13 protein-coding genes and 1 tRNA gene are annotated in these 15905 nt (G+C 69.1%); 5 read left to right on the forward strand and 9 right to left on the reverse strand.

Going from position 1 to position 15905, the window contains the following annotated elements:
• Window positions 1-2: 2 nt before the first annotated feature.
• Window positions 3-1985 carry an acetyl/propionyl/methylcrotonyl-CoA carboxylase subunit alpha gene (locus H7I41_RS25850; protein WP_264015486.1) on the reverse strand — a complete coding sequence of 661 codons (1983 nt, stop codon included), beginning with the start codon at window positions 1983-1985 and terminating at the stop codon, window positions 3-5.
• A gap of 8 nt (window positions 1986-1993) precedes the next feature.
• Complete coding sequence (locus tag H7I41_RS25855) at window positions 1994-3568, reverse strand: carboxyl transferase domain-containing protein (protein WP_264015487.1); 1575 nt, start codon at window positions 3566-3568, stop codon at window positions 1994-1996.
• A 96-nt stretch (window positions 3569-3664) separates the two neighbouring features.
• Here H7I41_RS25855 and H7I41_RS25860 point away from each other — a divergent pair, with 96 nt between their 5' ends.
• A complete protein-coding gene (locus H7I41_RS25860; RefSeq protein ID WP_264015488.1) occupies window positions 3665-4282 on the forward strand; it encodes an SACE_7040 family transcriptional regulator in 618 nt (205 codons plus the stop codon).
• 12 nt (window positions 4283-4294) lie between these two features.
• Here H7I41_RS25860 and H7I41_RS25865 read toward each other — a convergent pair whose 3' ends face one another.
• The 3 genes from H7I41_RS25865 to H7I41_RS25875 form a co-directional block, all read right to left on the reverse strand.
• The gene (locus H7I41_RS25865; RefSeq protein WP_264015489.1) at window positions 4295-4450 is read right to left on the reverse strand and encodes a DUF6131 family protein; all 156 of its coding nucleotides are present in this window, start codon (window positions 4448-4450) and stop codon (window positions 4295-4297) included.
• Window positions 4447-4710 (reverse strand): hypothetical protein, encoded by a 264-nt coding sequence (locus H7I41_RS25870; protein ID WP_264015490.1) that lies wholly within the window; start codon window positions 4708-4710, stop codon window positions 4447-4449. Before H7I41_RS25870 ends, H7I41_RS25865 begins: the two co-directional genes overlap by 4 nt.
• A 91-nt stretch (window positions 4711-4801) precedes the next feature.
• Window positions 4802-6694, reverse strand: coding sequence for an alpha/beta hydrolase family protein (locus tag H7I41_RS25875; protein WP_264015491.1), 1893 nt, complete (start codon window positions 6692-6694; stop codon window positions 4802-4804).
• A gap of 87 nt (window positions 6695-6781) precedes the next feature.
• On the opposite strand from H7I41_RS25875, the gene H7I41_RS25880 reads away from it, so the two are divergent.
• On the forward strand, window positions 6782-7504 hold the full coding sequence (locus H7I41_RS25880) for an MmpS family transport accessory protein (protein ID WP_264015492.1): 723 nt from the start codon (window positions 6782-6784) through the stop codon (window positions 7502-7504).
• Here the strand turns inward: H7I41_RS25880 and H7I41_RS25885 are convergent.
• The gene (locus tag H7I41_RS25885; RefSeq protein ID WP_264015493.1) at window positions 7501-8820 is read right to left on the reverse strand and encodes an MFS transporter; all 1320 of its coding nucleotides are present in this window, start codon (window positions 8818-8820) and stop codon (window positions 7501-7503) included. The genes H7I41_RS25880 and H7I41_RS25885 overlap by 4 nt on opposite strands.
• An 86-nt stretch (window positions 8821-8906) precedes the next feature.
• Here H7I41_RS25885 and cmrA point away from each other — a divergent pair, with 86 nt between their 5' ends.
• A complete protein-coding gene (cmrA, locus tag H7I41_RS25890) occupies window positions 8907-9713 on the forward strand; it encodes a mycolate reductase (protein WP_264015494.1) in 807 nt (268 codons plus the stop codon).
• 52 nt (window positions 9714-9765) lie between these two features.
• Here cmrA and H7I41_RS25895 read toward each other — a convergent pair whose 3' ends face one another.
• Entirely contained in the window at window positions 9766-11346 is a 1581-nt protein-coding gene (locus H7I41_RS25895; RefSeq protein ID WP_264015495.1) for a helicase HerA-like domain-containing protein, read from the reverse strand.
• Window positions 11347-11428: 82 nt separating this feature from the next.
• Between H7I41_RS25895 and orn the strand changes: the two genes are divergently transcribed.
• Window positions 11429-12076, forward strand: a complete 648-nt coding sequence (gene orn / locus H7I41_RS25900; RefSeq protein WP_264015496.1) for an oligoribonuclease — start codon at window positions 11429-11431, stop codon at window positions 12074-12076.
• Between the two features lie 52 nt (window positions 12077-12128).
• Window positions 12129-12201 (forward strand) — tRNA-His (locus H7I41_RS25905).
• 66 nt (window positions 12202-12267) lie between these two features.
• Here the strand turns inward: H7I41_RS25905 and H7I41_RS25910 are convergent.
• Both H7I41_RS25910 and H7I41_RS25915 read right to left on the reverse strand, forming a co-directional pair.
• Window positions 12268-14514, reverse strand: coding sequence for a fused MFS/spermidine synthase (locus H7I41_RS25910; protein ID WP_264015497.1), 2247 nt, complete (start codon window positions 14512-14514; stop codon window positions 12268-12270).
• A 109-nt stretch (window positions 14515-14623) separates the two neighbouring features.
• A complete protein-coding gene (locus H7I41_RS25915) occupies window positions 14624-15844 on the reverse strand; it encodes a L,D-transpeptidase (RefSeq protein WP_264015498.1) in 1221 nt (406 codons plus the stop codon).
• Between the last annotated feature and the right edge of the window lie 61 nt (window positions 15845-15905).

Consider the following 15905-nt stretch of genomic DNA (forward strand, 5'->3'; position numbering starts at 1 on the left):
GATCAGCTCTCCTCCGCGGTGATGCGGGCCAGCAGCTGGCCCACCTTGACCTGGTCGCCCACGGCGACAAGCAGTTCGACCGCGCCGTCGACCGGGGACGTCAGCGCGTGTTCCATCTTCATCGCCTCGACGGTGACCACCACGGCGCCCGCCGCGACGGTCGCGCCGTCGGAAACCCCTACCGCCACAACCGATCCCGGCATCGGGCTGGTCAATTCGGCGTCGCCGCTGTGGGCCTCGTCGGGCCGCACCGGCTCCTCGGGCACCTCGTCGACAACGGCGATACGCCCTGCGCCGGCCAACCAGATGCGGCCGTCGGCGGCAGCCACCACGTACTCGGCGCGCAGCCCGTCGACGGTGACGACGAGCCGGTCACCGTCGAGCGCGGCGGACAGCGATCGCGCCGGCCCGTCCTCGATCGCGACCACCGCGCTGTCAGGGATGCCGGTGATGTGGACGTGATCGGTGCGGTGGCCGGCGTGCAGGCGCACGGTCGTCGGCGCCGCCTCCCCCAGCCGCCACCCGGTGGGGACCGCCCACAGGTCGCCGCCGCCTGCCGGCCACCCGCGCAGCCACACGACGGCGGCGGACGCGATCAGCTGGTCGTCGCCGATCGGGACCGGCACGAAATCCGGTGTCCGGCGGTCGAGCAGCCCGGTGTCGAGGCGGCCGGCCGCCACGTCGGGATCGGCCAGCAGGAAGCGCAGGAAGTCGATGTTCGTCGTAACGCCGAGGACGGCGGTGCCCGCGAGCGCGCGGTCGAGGGTGCGCAGGGCCGCGGCCCGGTCGTCGCCGTATCCGATGACCTTGGCCAGCATCGGGTCGTAGTCGCTGCCGATCACCGAGCCGGCGCGGATGCCGGAATCCACCCGGATGCCGGGGCCGCGGGGTTCGGCCACGTCCAGCACGGTTCCGCCGGTGGGCAGGAAACCGTTGACGGGATCCTCCGCGTACACGCGTGCCTCGATTGCGTGGCCGCGCAGCACGATGTCGGACTGCGCGAGCGTGAGCGGGTGCCCGGCGGCGACCCGTAGCTGCTGCTCGACCAGGTCGACGCCGGTGACGAGTTCGGTGACCGGATGTTCCACCTGCAGACGGGTGTTCATCTCCATGAAGAAGAACTCGTCGGGCCGGTCGGCCGACACGATGAACTCCACGGTGCCCGCGCCGGCGTAGTCGACGCTGCGCGCGGTGTCGCAGGCGGCGGCGCCGATCCGGTCCCGGGTGGCGGCGTCGAGCAGCGGTGACGGCGCCTCCTCGATCACCTTCTGGTGGCGGCGCTGCAGGCTGCATTCGCGTTCCCCGAGGTGCACCACGGCGCCTTGCCCGTCGGCCAGCACCTGCACCTCGATGTGGCGCGGGTTGAGCACGAACCGCTCCAGGAACAGGGTGTCGTCGCCGAACGCAGCGGCGGCCTCCCGCCGGGCCGAGGTGAGCGCGGCGGGAAGGCCGGCGGCCTCGCGCACCACCCGCATGCCCTTGCCGCCACCACCGGCCGACGGCTTCACCAGCACCGGGTAGCCGATGTCGACCGCGCCGGCGATCAGGTCGTCGTCGGTCAGCCCCGGGCGCGACACCCCGGGCACCACCGGGACACCGAACGCCGACACCGCGGCCTTGGCGGCGATCTTGTCGCCCATGGTGCGGATCGCATTCGCGGGCGGACCGACGAATGCGATGCCCGCCTCGTGCAGCGCCGTTGCGAATTCCGCATTCTCCGAGAGGAATCCGTACCCGGGATGTATGGCCTGGGCACCGGTGCGCCGCGCCGCGTCGATGACCGCGGCGATGTCGAGGTAGCTCTGCCGCGCGGGCGCGGGTCCGATGTGGACGGCGACGTCCGCCGCGGCGACGTGGCGTGCGCCGGCGTCGGCCGTGCTGTAGACCGCGACCGACCGGATGCCGAGCGCGCGCAGCGTCCCGATGACGCGCACGGCGATCTCGCCGCGGTTCGCGACCAGAACGGTGTCGAAGAGAGTGGTCATATCGCCCGTCACATCCGGAACACGCCGTAGGAGACCGGCTCGAGCGGGGCCTGCCCCACCACCGAGAGAGCCAGCCCGAGCACGGTTCTGGTGTCGACGGGGTCGATGACCCCGTCGTCCCACAGCCGCGCCGTCGAGTAATAGGGATTGCCCTGGTGTTCGTACTGGTCGCGGATCGGGGCCTTGAACGCCTCCTGCTCCTCGGCAGGCCACGGATCCCCCGCCGCCTCGCGGGCGTCCGCACGCACCGTCGCGAGCACCGACGCCGCCTGCTCGCCGCCCATCACCGAGATCCGGGCGTTGGGCCACATCCAGAGGAACCGCGGCGAGTACGCCCTGCCGCACATCGAGTAGTTGCCCGCGCCGTACGAGCCGCCGATCACCACCGTCAGCTTGGGCACCCGCGCACAGGCGACCGCCGTCACCATCTTGGCGCCGTGCTTGGCGATGCCGCCTGCCTCGTAGTCGCGGCCGACCATGAACCCGGCGATGTTCTGCAGGAACAGCAGCGGCGTGCTGCGCTTGTCGCACAGTTCGATGAAATGCGCGCCCTTGAGCGCGGATTCGCCGAACAGCACCCCGTTGTTGGCGACGATGCCGACCGGATGGCCGTGGATGCGGGCGAAGCCTGTCACCAGCGTCGTGCCGTATTCGGCCTTGAACTCCGAGAATTCGCCGCCGTCGACGATCCGGGTGATCACCTCGTGCACGTCGTAGGGCACCCGGGCGTCGACGGGAACCACGTCGTAGAGCTCGGTCTGGTCGGCCACCGCGTCGACCGTCGGCGCGACGTCCCAGGGCGGCGTGCTGCGCGGACCCAGCGTCGCGACGATGCGCCGCACGATGCGCAGGGCGTCGCGGTCGTCGTGGGCGAGATGGTCGGTGACCCCGGAGGTCTTGGAGTGCAGGTCGCCGCCGCCGAGGTCCTCGGCCGTCACCACCTCCCCGGTCGCCGCCTTCACCAGCGGCGGACCGCCGAGGAAGATGGTGCCCTGATTGCGCACGATGACGGCTTCGTCGCTCATCGCGGGCACGTACGCCCCGCCCGCGGTGCAGGATCCGAGCACCGCAGCGATCTGCGCGATGCCGCGCGCGGACAGGGTGGCCTGGTTGTAGAAGATGCGGCCGAAGTGGTCGCGGTCCGGGAACACCTCGTCCTGCCGCGGCAGGAAGGCGCCGCCGGAGTCGACGAGGTAGATGCACGGCAGCTGGTTCTGGCCGGCGATCTCCTGCGCGCGCAGGTGCTTCTTGACCGTCACCGGGTAGTAGGTACCGCCCTTGACCGTCGCGTCGTTGGCCACGATCATGCACTCGCGCCCGGAGATCCGGCCGATGCCGGCGATCATCCCGGCGCCGGGACACTCGTCGTCATACATGCCGTCGGCGGCAAGCGGCGCCACTTCCAGGAACGGGCTGCCCGGGTCGAGCAGGCCGTCCACCCGGTCGCGCGGCAACAGCTTGCCCCGCCCGACGTGGCGCTCCCGTGCCTTGGCGGGACCGCCGAGGGCGGCGGTGGCCAACTTGTCGCGCAACTGCGCCACCAGGGCGAGGTGATCCTCGCGGTGTGATGACCGCGGCGTCATCGCAGCACCCGTTCTTTTGAGTTAATGAGGAATAACTCATGGTATGTTAGTGGCGATTAACCGAGATGTCCACCGCCGAAATCGAGGAGCCACAGTGTGACCTCTCCGGCGCCGCAGGACGGCACCCGCCGCAGCCGGGCGAAATCCGACCGCCGCAGTCAGCTCATCGCCGCGGCGGAGCGACTGGTGGCCGAAAAGGGCTATCTCGCCGTGCGGTTGGAGGACATCGGCGCGGCGGTGGGAGTGAGCGGACCCGCCATCTACCGGCACTTCCCCAACAAGGAGGCGATGCTGGTCGAACTGCTGGTCGGCATCAGCACCCGGTTGCTCGCCGGGGCTTCGGAGGTGGTCGCCGGCACCGACGACGCGGCAAGCGCGCTCGAGGGGCTCATCGACTTCCATCTGGACTTCGCACTCGGCGAGTCCGACCTGATCCGGATCCAGGACCGCGACCTCGGCCATCTCCCCGATCCCGCCAAGCGGCAGGTGCGTAGAGCGCAGCGGCAGTACGTGGAGATCTGGGTGTCGGTGCTGCGCCGGTTGGACGACACCGTGGGTGAGGCCGACGCCCGGCTGATGGCGCACGCCGCGTTCGGGCTGCTCAACTCGACGCCGCACAGCGTGAAACCCTCGACGACGAGAGCGGCCGAGGCCAGCTCGCGTTCCGTCCTGAAGAAGATGACGGTCGCTGCGCTGACCTCGGCCGGTCGCTGAGGTAACTGAGAGCTAATACCAGACTTTTCGGCCACCCACCGCGCGTCCGGTCGAGCCCAGGATCCACAGGACGACACCGATGACGATCAGGACGACGCCGATGTACATCACTATCGGGATGCTGATGAAGTATCCCAGCAAGGCCAGGATGATTCCGAGGATGATCATGCCAACACTCCAATCTTGTATTCGATTGTCTGCCCGGAGGGTTCGGGCAGGTCACTTGCGCTTGGCTCCGGAACATTGACGTTGCAGTCAGCCTTCGGATTGACGCCGAAGTAGTTGAGCGGTCCCGCCACCACCGTGAGGGCGATGTTGGCTGCGGTTGCGCAGTTCGCGTCGCCGGTCTTGAAATAATCGCGCTGATAGGCAGCGAAGACGCCGATCAGCAACCAGATGAGCACAATCAAGCCGAGTAGGCCCCTCATGCCGTGCCTCCATCCCTTTTGCGCCCTAGTGGCGCAGCACGAGTTTTACCCAACCGACAAATTCTCCAAACCTCGCCTCAGCGACCAGGGCTCATCCGATGGCGGTGGCGGCGAACGCCTTCATCAGCCACTGACGCATCGCGTTGACCAGCACCGCACGGTTTTCCCGCTTGACGATCTCGTGGCCGTCGTCGTCGAACGTCAGGAGCTCGGTTGTGCGGTCCAGCGATCGCAACGCCTCGAACATTTGCTGCGATTCGCTCGGGGGCACGTTGGTGTCGTTCGCACCGTGCACCAGCAGTAGCGGAGCGGTCAATGCGTGCACCCGCAGCAGCGGCGACAACCGCTCCAGCAGCTCCCGGTCGCCGATCGGATGGCCGTATTTCGGATACGCCGCGGCGGCGATCCACGGCTCCGTGGTGCGGTACCAGGTGTTGAGGTCGCTCATCCCACAGATGCTGATGCCCGCCGCGAACAGTTCGGGGTGGAATGCCAGGGCGGCCTGGGTCAGGTATCCGCCGTAGGACCAGCCGCAGCAGGCGATCCGGTCGGCCGACACCGCCTCGCGGTCGATGAGGAAGTGCACACAGTCCGCGACGTCGTCGATGGCCGCGAACCGCAGCTCCTTGTCGTCGGCGTGCATGAACGCCCGGCCGCCGCCACCGGAACCGCGGACGTTCGGGGTGAACACGGTGATGCCCGCCTCCAGCAGCGGCGGATAGAACTCGTTGTAGCCCGGCCGCGACTGCCCCTCGGGCCCGCCGTGCAGGAAGATCATCGCGCCGATCGGTTCCACCGGGGCGGGCGGCCGGTAGAGCCAGCCGCTGAACTCCAGCCCGTCGCGTGCGGTGACGAATTCCAGTGTCGGGTCCGCGGTCAGCGGCCCGAGGCTGGGCTCGCGGTGTACGCGTTCCCATTCGCGGGTGCGCGGGTCGACCAGTTCGATGGTCGGCGGCAGCGACGGACTCTCCACCGTCATCGCCACCATCGACCCGCCTGCGCTGATGGTGAGCTCGGTGGCCACCAGGCCGGGCAGCGGGATCGGCGGACTCAGCGTGTTGTCCGCGTACTCCAGGATCTGTAACTCGCTGCAGCCGTGCTTGTTCCACAGCAGCGCCACGGTCGACAGGTCGTCGCTGACGACGAACTCGTCGAGATCGAACCCCGGCTTCTCGGCGAGCACGTGGTACGACACGCCGTCTGCGGTGCTGGTGACCTCGATGAGCCGGGCGTGCGATGCCCCGTTGTCACTGCGGATCAGCGCCCGCACGAAGCCCTCGGTGCTGTTGAGGCCATAGGTCTTCGCCGGGTGGTACAGCTCGAAGGACTCGCCCGTCGTTCCGGCGCGCAGCCGCCGCGGGGTGTGGTCGTCGAGGATGAAGCCGAGGTCGGTGGTCGAGCCGGGATCGTAGGGCAGCAGGGCGAACTCGGTGAGTCCGCGCAGCAGGATCAGGTCCCGGTACCCGCGCGGTCCGACGCGCACCAGCGCAGCGCCGGCCCAGGCGTCGACCAGCCGGCCTGCGGTGCGCCGGTCGAGCACCACCGTGCTGCCGTCGGCCGGGTCGATCAGGCACGAACTGCCCACTCCGTCCTCGCCGGTGAGGATCGCCGCGACCTGCGTGCCGTCCCAGCCGATCAGCTCGGCGCTGCCCTCGGGATGTCCGTGGGGCCAGCTGTCGATCCGGCGGGCGTCGCGGTCATCGGGATCGTTTGTCACCACCCAGATCTGGAATCGGTCGCTGCCGTCCGGTGCGACCTGGCAGGCCAGCCAGTGACCGTCCGCGGAGTGCATCACCCGGGTGACCGGGCCCTCGACCGGCAGTTCGACGTCACGCGAGGAACTCGCGCGCCAGCCTCGCAGGAACCGCTGCACCGCCCGTGGAAAGCCACCGTCGTCGACGAGGTGGGCGAATGCCGTCGCATCCGGCGACAGTGACGCGCCGTAGTTCGCCCGCACCTGCCGTCTCACGCCTTGATTGTCCATCGTGTCCGGCGGCGGGGTCGGCCTCCCCCCGGAACCGAGCCGCCGCGACGGCGGCTTACGCGGGTACCCTGCGACCATGAGGTGGGCATGACCGGATCGCGTCGCGACGGCGAGGAGCCGGGCTATCACGACCCCGCGTACGCCAACCAGCCGCCGTACGGCAATTACCCGCCACCCACCGGGCCCGCCCCCACCCAGCGGTTGCCGCAGTATTCGCAGTACGGCTACGACCCCGCCGATCCGTACGCCGCCGGCCAGTACGCCCCCCACGAACCGGCCGAACCCCCGCCCGGCGAGCCGAAGTCGCCCCAGTGGCTCTGGTGGGTGGCCGCGGCCGCGGTGCTGGTGGTCGTCGGACTGGTGATCGCACTGGTCATCTCGAACAGCTCCCGCCAGCAGACGGTGGTCGCACCGGCACCGGCGATGCCCGAGCCCACCGCCAGCACCACCCCGCGCACGACCACCACCACCTCGCCGAGCCCAAGGCCGGTGCTCCCGCTGCCCACCACCTCTGCGCCGACACCGACGACGACGGTGTCCGGGCAGACAGAGACCGTCACCTACGACGTCTCCGGCGACGGCCGGGCGATCAGCATCACCTACACCGACAGCGGCGGGCTCCCGCAGACCGAGTTCAACGTGATGCTGCCGTGGAGCAAGCAGGTGGACCTGCCCGCGCCCGCGCAGAATGCCGCGCGGATCAGCATCATCAACCTCGGCAACCAGGTGTCCTGCACCGTCTCGATCAACGGCGTGACGACCGAGCAGCACACCGGAGCCGGGCTCACGATCTGCGCGGGACTGGGCTAGCGCGGACGCTTCGGCACGCGCACGAACAGCATCGCGATCAGGCCGAGCGCCAGCACCGCGGCCAGCCCGCCCATCCCGGCGCGATCGGTGCCGAACAGCGCGATCGCCGAGGCGAAGAACCACGGCGCCAGCGGCGACGCGGCCCGCCCCGTGGTGGTGTACAGCCCGAACGCCACGCCTTCCTTGCCCTCCTCGGTGATGCGCAGCATCTGGGTGCGCGCCGATGACTGGGTCGGTCCGACGAACAGGCACAGCAGCAGCCCGCAGATCCAGAACGCTGTGGTGCCGTCGAGGGTGATCAGCACGATCGAGACCACCACCATCGACGCCAGCGACCCGACGATGACGGGTTTGGAGCCCACCCGGTCGTCGAGCAGTCCGCCGAGCACCGCGCCCAATGCGGCCACCACGCACGCGCAGACGCCGAACAGCAGCAGGTCGGCCTGGGACACGCCGTAGACCGCCCCGCCCAGCACGGCGCCGAACTGGAAGACCCCGGTGAGGCCGTCCCGGAAGATCGCGCTGGCGACCAGGTAGTAGACGATGTTGTGGTCGCGCCGCCACTGGTCCTTGAGCTCCGCCCACAGCTTCCGGTAGGCGCCGAGGAAGCCGACCCGCGGCAGCACGTCGACCGGGGCCTCGACGCCGCGCTTGAGCAGCAGCGGGATGGCGAACAGCACGAACCAGGCGGCGGTGAGCAGCATGGCCGCGCGCACCGGCCAGCCGTCCGCGGCGGTGATGCCGAAGAATCCGCGGGTCGGGCCGTCGCCCTGCACCAACCCGAGATAGACGATGAGCAACAGCCCGACACTGCCGAAATATCCTGCCGCAGCGCCGAAGCCGGAGATACGACCGGAACTCTCCGGCGTGGACAGGTTCCGCAGCATCGCGTTGTACGGCACCGTCGCCAGATCGCTGCACGCCGCCGTGAACGCCAGCAGAATCAGGCCCGGCCACAGGTAGCGGGGGTCGTCGCGGATCAGGCTCATCGAGGCGGTCGAGGTCACCGCGACGCCGGTCAGCACGATCAGCATCGGGCGCCTGCGGTGCGCGGCGTCGACCCAGATGCCCGTCGCCGGTGCGAGCAGCGCGACGATCAGACCGGACACGGTCAGCGCGTTACCGAGCCAGCCCGCCGGCGTCGTCGGCCCGGCCAGGCCCTCGCCGACCTGTCCGGTGAGGTACACCGAGAACACGAAGGTGATGACGATGGCGTTCATCCCGGTGGCGCCGCAGTCCCACAGCGCCCACGCGACGACCCCCGACCGCGGCGGGGTCCGCTCGGGCGATGCGGGCGGACGCGACGACACGCTCATCGCCGCCCACCCTAGTGGCAGCCGCCGTCCACGGCCCCCGGTGCAGGCCGGGAGGGCGCGGTGCGGCCCGCGATATAGTCCCGCCCATGCCGATTCCCGCTCCCCGCCCCGAATCCCGCGCGGTCGTCACCGGCGCCTCTCAGAACATCGGCGAAGCCCTGGCCATCGAACTGGCCGCCCGCGGACACCACCTGATCATCACCGCCCGCCGCGGCGAGGTGCTCGCCGCGCTGGCCGACCGGTTGACCAAGCAGTACGGCGTGACCGTCGAGGTACGGGCCGTCGACCTGGCCGATCCGAGCGCGCGCACCGAGCTGTGCGACGAACTCGCCGGACGTGACATCTCGATCCTGTGCGCCAACGCGGGCACCGCGACCTTCGGTCCGCTGTCGCGGCTCGATCCGGCCGACGAGAAGGCGCAGGTGCAGCTGAACGTCCTCGGCGTGCACGACCTGGTGCTCGCCGTGGTGCCCGGCATGGTGGCGCGGCGGGCAGGCGGCATCCTGATCTCGGGCTCGGCCGCAGGCAACTCACCGATCCCCAACAACGCCACCTATGCGGCGAGCAAGGCGTTCGTCAACACCTTCAGCGAGTCGCTGCGCGGTGAACTCAAGCACGACGGTGTGCACGTCACGGTGCTGGCGCCCGGCCCGGTGCGCGAGACGCTGCCGGACACCGACGAGCAGTCGCTGGTCGAGAAGCTCATCCCGGACTTCCTGTGGATCTCCACCGAGTACACCGCCAAGCTGTCGCTGGACGGCCTGGAGCGCAACAAGATGCGGGTGGTCCCCGGCGTCACGTCCAAGGCGATGTCGGTGGCCAGCGGATACGCGCCGCGGTCGATCGTGACGCCGATCGTCGGCGCCGTGTACAAGAAACTCGGCGGCGACTAGTCATTTCGGCGCGCTCACGATCGCTGGGCGAACGTTTTCGCGCCGAGATCGCTCAGCGGCGGCGACGGCGGCGGCCGGTGCCGAAGATGCTGCGGGTGATCTCGCGGCCGATCACCGTGCCCGCCGAACGCATCGCGCTCTTGAACGCGGGACTGTCGGTCATCTTCTCGAAGAAGCCGGGTTCCTCCGGGGCGGCGGGTGCGGGCATCGGCGGCACGTCGACCTGCGTCGGCACCGGCGGCAGGTCCGCGGGCGGGGCCACCTCGGGCGGCGGGGCCAGCTTGGCGGCGAGCCGCTCGTAGGCCGAGTCGCGGTCGATGGTCGGGCCGTACTCCGCCTGCAGCGGACTGGCCTTCGCGGCGGCGGTGATCGCCTCGGTGCCGATGGTGTCCATCAGCGATCGCGGCGCCCGCATGCGCGTCCACGCGACCGGCGTCGGCACGCCCCGCTCGGAGAGCACGGTGACGACCGCCTCGCCGATGCCCAGCGACGTCAGCGCTGACTTCAGTTCGTAGACATCGGTTTTCGGGTAGGTACGGACGGTCTTGTTCAACGCCTTCTCGTCGTCGGGCGTGAAAGCGCGCAGCGCGTGCTGGATGCGGGCGCCGAGCTGGGACAGCACCTCGTTGGGGACGTCGGTGGGCAGCTGGGTGCAGAAGAACACCCCGACACCCTTGGACCGGATCAGCTTCACCGTCTGCTCGACCTGGGCCAGGAACGCCTTCGACGCGTCGTCGAACAACAGGTGCGCCTCGTCGAAGAAGAACACCAGCTTCGGCTTGTCGATGTCACCGACCTCGGGCAGCGAGGTGAACAGATCCGCCAGCACCCACATCAGGAACGTGGAGAACATCACCGGGCGGGCGGCCTGAGCGCCCAGCTCGAGCAGTGTGACGATGCCGCGTCCCGACGCGTCGACACGCAGCAGGTCCGCAGGCTCCAGCTCCGGCTCGCCGAAGAAGGTGTCGGCGCCCTCGGCCTCCAGGTTGACCAGCGCGCGCAGGATCACCCCGGCGGTGGTGGTCGACACCGCGCCGAGCGCCTTGAGCTGCGGCTTGCCCTCGTCGCTGGTGAGGAACTGGATCACCGAGCGCAGGTCCTTCAGGTCCAGCAGTGCCAGGCCCTGCTGGTCGGCCCAGTGGAAGATCAGACCCAGCGTCGATTCCTGAGTCTGGTTGAGCCCGAGCACCTTCGACAGCAGGATTGGCCCGAAGCTCGAGATGGTGGCCCGCACCGGCACACCGACGCCCGACGTGCCGAGGGACAGGAACTCCACCGGGTAGGCGGTCGGCGTCCACTCATCGCCGGTGTCGTGGGCCCGCTCGGCGGTCTTCTCGCCGGCCTCCCCCGGCCGGGACATCCCGGACAGGTCGCCCTTGACGTCGGCCATCAGCACCGGCACCCCGGCGGCGGAGAGTTGTTCGGCGAGCACCTGCAGCGACTTGGTCTTGCCGGTGCCGGTGGCGCCCGCCACCAGACCGTGCCGGTTCACCGTGGCGAGCGGAATGCGCACCTTCGCCGTGGCGTCGGCGGCGCCGTCGATGACCACGGTGCCCAGCTCCAGCGCCTGACCCTCGACGGCGTAACCGGCGGCGATCTGCTGGGCTGGGGTGGCGCCCGACTCGGTCGACATGGGCCACACAGTACTTGCCAAGATCACGGTCCCGACGGGTACGGCCGCCGGTCCAGCGGGGGTGCGAATACTGTGGAGCGCTGTGCGCGAAGAACTGGTGTGGATCGACTGCGAGATGACCGGACTGAACCTGAGGTCCGACCGGCTCATCGAGATCGCGGTGCTGGTCACCGATGCCGACCTGAACATCCTCGGCGACGGCCTCGACGTGGTCATCCATGCGCCCGACGAGGCGCTCGACTCGATGGTCGACGTCGTCGCCCAGATGCACAAGCGGTCGGGTCTCACCGAGGAGGTGCGGGCCGCCACCGTCGACCTGGCCACCGCGGAGCGCCTCGTGCTCGACTACATCCGCGGACACGTCAAGCAGGCCAAGACCGCACCGCTGTGCGGCAACTCCATCGCCACCGACCGCGGCTTCATCGCCCGCGACATGCCCGAACTCGACGAGTACCTGCACTACCGGATGATCGACGTCAGCTCGATCAAGGAGCTGTGCCGGCGGTGGTACCCGCGGATCTACTTCGGCCAGCCGGAGAAGGGCCTGGCGCACCGGGCGCTCGCCGACATCCACGAGTCGATCCGCGAGCTGCGCTACTACCGCCGCACCGCGTTCGTCACGCCGCCGGGCCCGTCGACCAGCGACATCGCCGCCATCGCCGCCGAGCTGGGCCCCCCGGGCACCGACGCGAGCGATAACGATTCGGCCGACGAGGCATCGAGCGGCTAGTATCGACGACGCCGCGAATGCCCCCGGGTTCCCGATGGGCACTGCGGCGATGGTGGCTGTAGTTCAGTTGGTAGAGCACCAGGTTGTGATCCTGGATGTCGCGGGTTCGAGTCCCGTCAGCCACCCCGAAGAGACACCGCCCCACCTGCCTGTGGCAGGTGGGGCGGTGTGCTTTGTCCGGGTGTCCCGCTTCAGTTGAAGCCCCACTCGGTGGTCATGTTGTCGTCGGTGATCGTCGGCGCACCCTCGGTGCGAGCCAGGATGCCCTCGCGGGTCTCCATGTTCTCGCCGGGTTTCTTGGCAGGGCCGTAGCCGGCCGAGAGCGAGTCGGTCAGGGCCAGGACTTCATCGAGGCGCGCCTGGTGCTTCGTGTCGGCGAGGTCGAAGACGGGCCTGCCTTCGATGCGGTACTCGCGCAGAACGCGCTCCCAGCGGCGGCGGTCGACCGCGATCGGCGATTCGCTGACGGCCATGAAATTGATGAAGCGCAGTGCGTTCGGGTATTCGAGCGCACCGGTGCGCTGCGCTTCGGCCGACCCGGTCGTGTTGTAGAAAGACACCCCGCCGGGCTTGAGGTGGCCGCGGACCAGGTCGAGATACTCCTTCGACAGCAGGTCGGTGGCGTGTGCGCGCCAGTTGAAGCTGGTGTTCTGCACGATGAAGTCGAACTTGCGGTCGGGATTGCGGGCCAGCCAGCGCCTGCCGTCGTCGATGACGACGTTCATCTTCGGGTTGTCCAGAACGCCGGCCTCGCCGGGGTAGTTCTTCATGACGTTCAGGTAAGCCGGATTGATCTCCACCACGGTCAGGTTCTCGACCTGTGGATTGTTCGCGATCACCTGCGCCCAGGAACCGGACGACAGCCCGATCATCAACACGTCGCGCGGCGCTTCGTGCAGCAGGCTCAGGGCGTAGGCGCGGACGATCAGGTTGCGGTCGTCCACCAGGTCGGTGGAGAAGTTGCCGTCGTAGACACCGCCGCCCTGGATCTCGCCGTCCTGCGTGACACTGACCACGCCGCTCTTGTTCTCGGCCAGGTGCGCGAAGCGCTGTCCCGCATAGTCGTCCTTGAAGTAGAGCCGCTCATAGACACCGTCGAAGAGCCATGGCTGCACGAAGACGATCACCACCGCCGTCAGCGCGATGGCCGCAGCGCGCGTGGTCAGCACCTTCTTCTGGCGCGTACGGCCTCTGGCGGCCAGCAGGAGCACGAGCGAGAGCGCGATGCCGAGCAGCGCCAGGAAAAGCGAGATGCCGCCGAGGGTCCAGTGATCCATCAGCACGAAGCCGGTGATCAGGCTGCCCAGCGCCGAACCTGCGATGTTGGCGAGGTAGAGGTAGCTCAGTCCCTCCCCCGCGCGGGCGTCCGGCGCGATGGCGATATGGCAGATCAGCGGGAAGATCGCGCCAAGCAGGCCCGCGGCGACGGCCACCAGCGGCAACGAGGCGCCCCAGTGCAGCACGCTGGTGATCAGCGCCGCCGCCGGCACCAGCAGATAGCTGGCGAGATTGGCGAACAGCACGAAGCCGGACAGCGAAGCCACCTGCTCGCCGGCAGCCGGCTCACGGCAGAAGCGCCGGCTGGCCAGGGCGCCGAGCGCGATGCCGAGCAGGTAGCAGCCGAGCAGCAACGCGAAGGCCTGCGCGACGCCGCCGGATGCGAACGAGTAGACGCGGTACCAGAGGATCTCGTAGCTCAGTGCGATGTAGCCGCAGAGCGCCGACAGCAGCAGCGCGAACCAGAAACCGCGAGTGTTGAACTGCGTCAGCCGCCCGCCGGGCGCGACGCCGGCCCTTGGCGACCTCACCTGGGCGATCAGGGCGCCGACACCGACGGCCAGATTGAGGCCGCAGGCGAGCGTGACGGCGCCCTGCTGTCCCAGCAGACGCATCAGGAACGCCGCGACGATGAAGCAGGCGAAGGCGCTGCCGAGGGTGTTGACGAAGTACAGCAGCCCGACACTGCGCCCCACGTTTCCCGAGTGCTTCACCAGGTGCGCCGTCAGCAGAGGCAGCGTGGCGCCCATCAACAGCGTGGGGATAAGCACGAGCAGGAACGTGAACAGCGCGGTCAGCGGCGCGCTCATCTGAAGGGTCAACTCGCCCACGGCGTGGAACAGGCCCAGCGAGAAGAAGCCGAAGACGCCGATGCCGATCTCGACGGCCCCGAACACGCCGAGCAGCGGGAGGCCCAGCCGCGACAGCCGCCCGCCCGCGAAGCTCCCGAGGCCCAGCCCGAGCATGAACGCCGTCACCACCACCGTGACGCTCTCGACGTTGATGCCGTAGATCGTGAACAGCGAGCGCTGCCAGACGAGCTGGTAGATCAGCGCCGGGACGCCCGAACAGAAGAAGATGGCGCAGATCACCGCCAGGTTCGCCCGCGGGGCGGCTACCGAAGGGTCCACCGGCGGGGCGGCCACCGACTGTTCAGCCATGCCAGGCCCGGCGCGCGGTCAACGCTGCACAGCTCGTCGCGGTCCCGCTGTAATCGGACACTCCCAGCTTCTCGGGCCCGCGGCGCGGGCCTCGTCGTCGGTCCACGGATCAGATGGCGGCGTTGCCGTCCTTCCACTGGCTCCACGGAATGTTCCAGTCGCCGAGTCCGTCCGTGCCGGGCAGGACGGAGCCGACGGTGTTCACCACCTCGACGATGTCACCGCGCTTGGTGTTGTCGTAGAACCACCGGGCGTTCGACGTGCTGACGTTGATGCAGCCGTGGCTGACATTGCTGTAGCCCTGGCTGCCCACCGACCACGGCGCCCCGTGCACGTAGATGCCGCTGTAGGACATCTGAGTGGCCCAGTCGACCTCGGTGCGGTACCCGTTCGGCGAGTTGACCGCCACACCGTAGGTCGACGAGTCCATCACCAGGTGGGAGTACCGGTCCCCGATGATGTACGTGCCGTTGTTCGTCGGGGTGCTGTTCTTGCCCATCGAGATCGGCATCGTCTTGACCACTTCGCCGTTGCGGCGGACGGTCAGTGTCTTGTTGTTGTCGTCGGCGGTCGCGATGACCTCGTCGCCGATGGTGAATCGGGTCTTGACGTTCTCCTGGCCGAACAGTCCGTCACCGAGGTCGACACCGTAGGTGTTCACGGCGACGTCGACGGTGGTGCCGGGCTTCCAGTACTGCGCTGGGCGCCAACGGACTTCGCGGTTGCTGAGCCAGTAGAACGCGCCCTCCACCGGCGGCGTGGTCTTGACGGTGATCGCACGCTGGGCCGCGAGCCGGTTCGGGATGCTCTCGTCGAAGCGCACCGCGATCGGCTGGCCGACGCCGACGACCTCGCCGTCGTTGGGCAGCACGTACGGCATGGTGAGATTCTCGGGCGAGTGCGTCTCGAAGCTCATCTCCCTGCTGGTGGCCCCGCCGAGGCCCAGCGACTCCGCGCTGAGCGAGTAGCGCTTGTTGTAGCCCAGCGGCTCGGTGGTCGCCCACGACAGCCCGTCGGGGCTGAGCTGACCGGCGACCGGTTCACCGTCCTCGTTGGTCATGTTGACCGCGCCGAGCACACCGCCCTCGGCGCTGACGGTGACCGGAGTGTCGACGGCCACGCCCACCGCGCCGTCGGTGACCGACGCCGTCAGCTTCGGCATCAGCAGGTCGCCGAACGGGGTGCCCTTCTCGGAGATCACCTGGGGCTGCTGTGGCGCCGACTCCCCGCCGCAGCCGCTCAGGCCCAGTGCGAGCACGGGGATCAGGGCGATGGCCAGCCACCAAACCCGGTTCTTACGCGGACCGGTTACGGCTCGGACCTGCCTCATTCTCTCCTCCACCTCACGACCTACGGTCGGTAACGACGACTTATTGGCAATAGTCTAAGGG

Origin of the sequence: [Mycobacterium] manitobense, from assembly GCF_025821665.1 — a bacterium.
GTDB lineage: Bacteria > Actinomycetota > Actinomycetes > Mycobacteriales > Mycobacteriaceae > Mycobacterium > Mycobacterium arseniciresistens.

Bases quoted from the DNA above. Each gene is read 5' to 3' on its own strand.
- H7I41_RS25875 (WP_264015491.1), bottom strand. From the start codon at position 6,694: ATGGACAATCAAGGCGTGAGACGGCAGGTGCGGGCGAACTACGGCGCG.
- H7I41_RS25895 (WP_264015495.1), bottom strand. From the start codon at position 11,346: ATGTCGACCGAGTCGGGCGCCACCCCAGCCCAGCAGATCGCCGCCGGT.
- H7I41_RS25885 (WP_264015493.1), bottom strand. From the start codon at position 8,820: ATGAGCGTGTCGTCGCGTCCGCCCGCATCGCCCGAGCGGACCCCGCCG.
- H7I41_RS25880 (WP_264015492.1), top strand. From the start codon at position 6,782: ATGACCGGATCGCGTCGCGACGGCGAGGAGCCGGGCTATCACGACCCC.
- H7I41_RS25865 (WP_264015489.1), bottom strand. From the start codon at position 4,450: ATGATCATCCTCGGAATCATCCTGGCCTTGCTGGGATACTTCATCAGC.
- cmrA (WP_264015494.1), top strand. From the start codon at position 8,907: ATGCCGATTCCCGCTCCCCGCCCCGAATCCCGCGCGGTCGTCACCGGC.
- H7I41_RS25870 (WP_264015490.1), bottom strand. From the start codon at position 4,710: ATGAGGGGCCTACTCGGCTTGATTGTGCTCATCTGGTTGCTGATCGGC.
- H7I41_RS25910 (WP_264015497.1), bottom strand. From the start codon at position 14,514: ATGGCTGAACAGTCGGTGGCCGCCCCGCCGGTGGACCCTTCGGTAGCC.
- H7I41_RS25915 (WP_264015498.1), bottom strand. From the start codon at position 15,844: ATGAGGCAGGTCCGAGCCGTAACCGGTCCGCGTAAGAACCGGGTTTGG.
- H7I41_RS25850 (WP_264015486.1), bottom strand. From the start codon at position 1,985: ATGACCACTCTCTTCGACACCGTTCTGGTCGCGAACCGCGGCGAGATC.
- H7I41_RS25855 (WP_264015487.1), bottom strand. From the start codon at position 3,568: ATGACGCCGCGGTCATCACACCGCGAGGATCACCTCGCCCTGGTGGCG.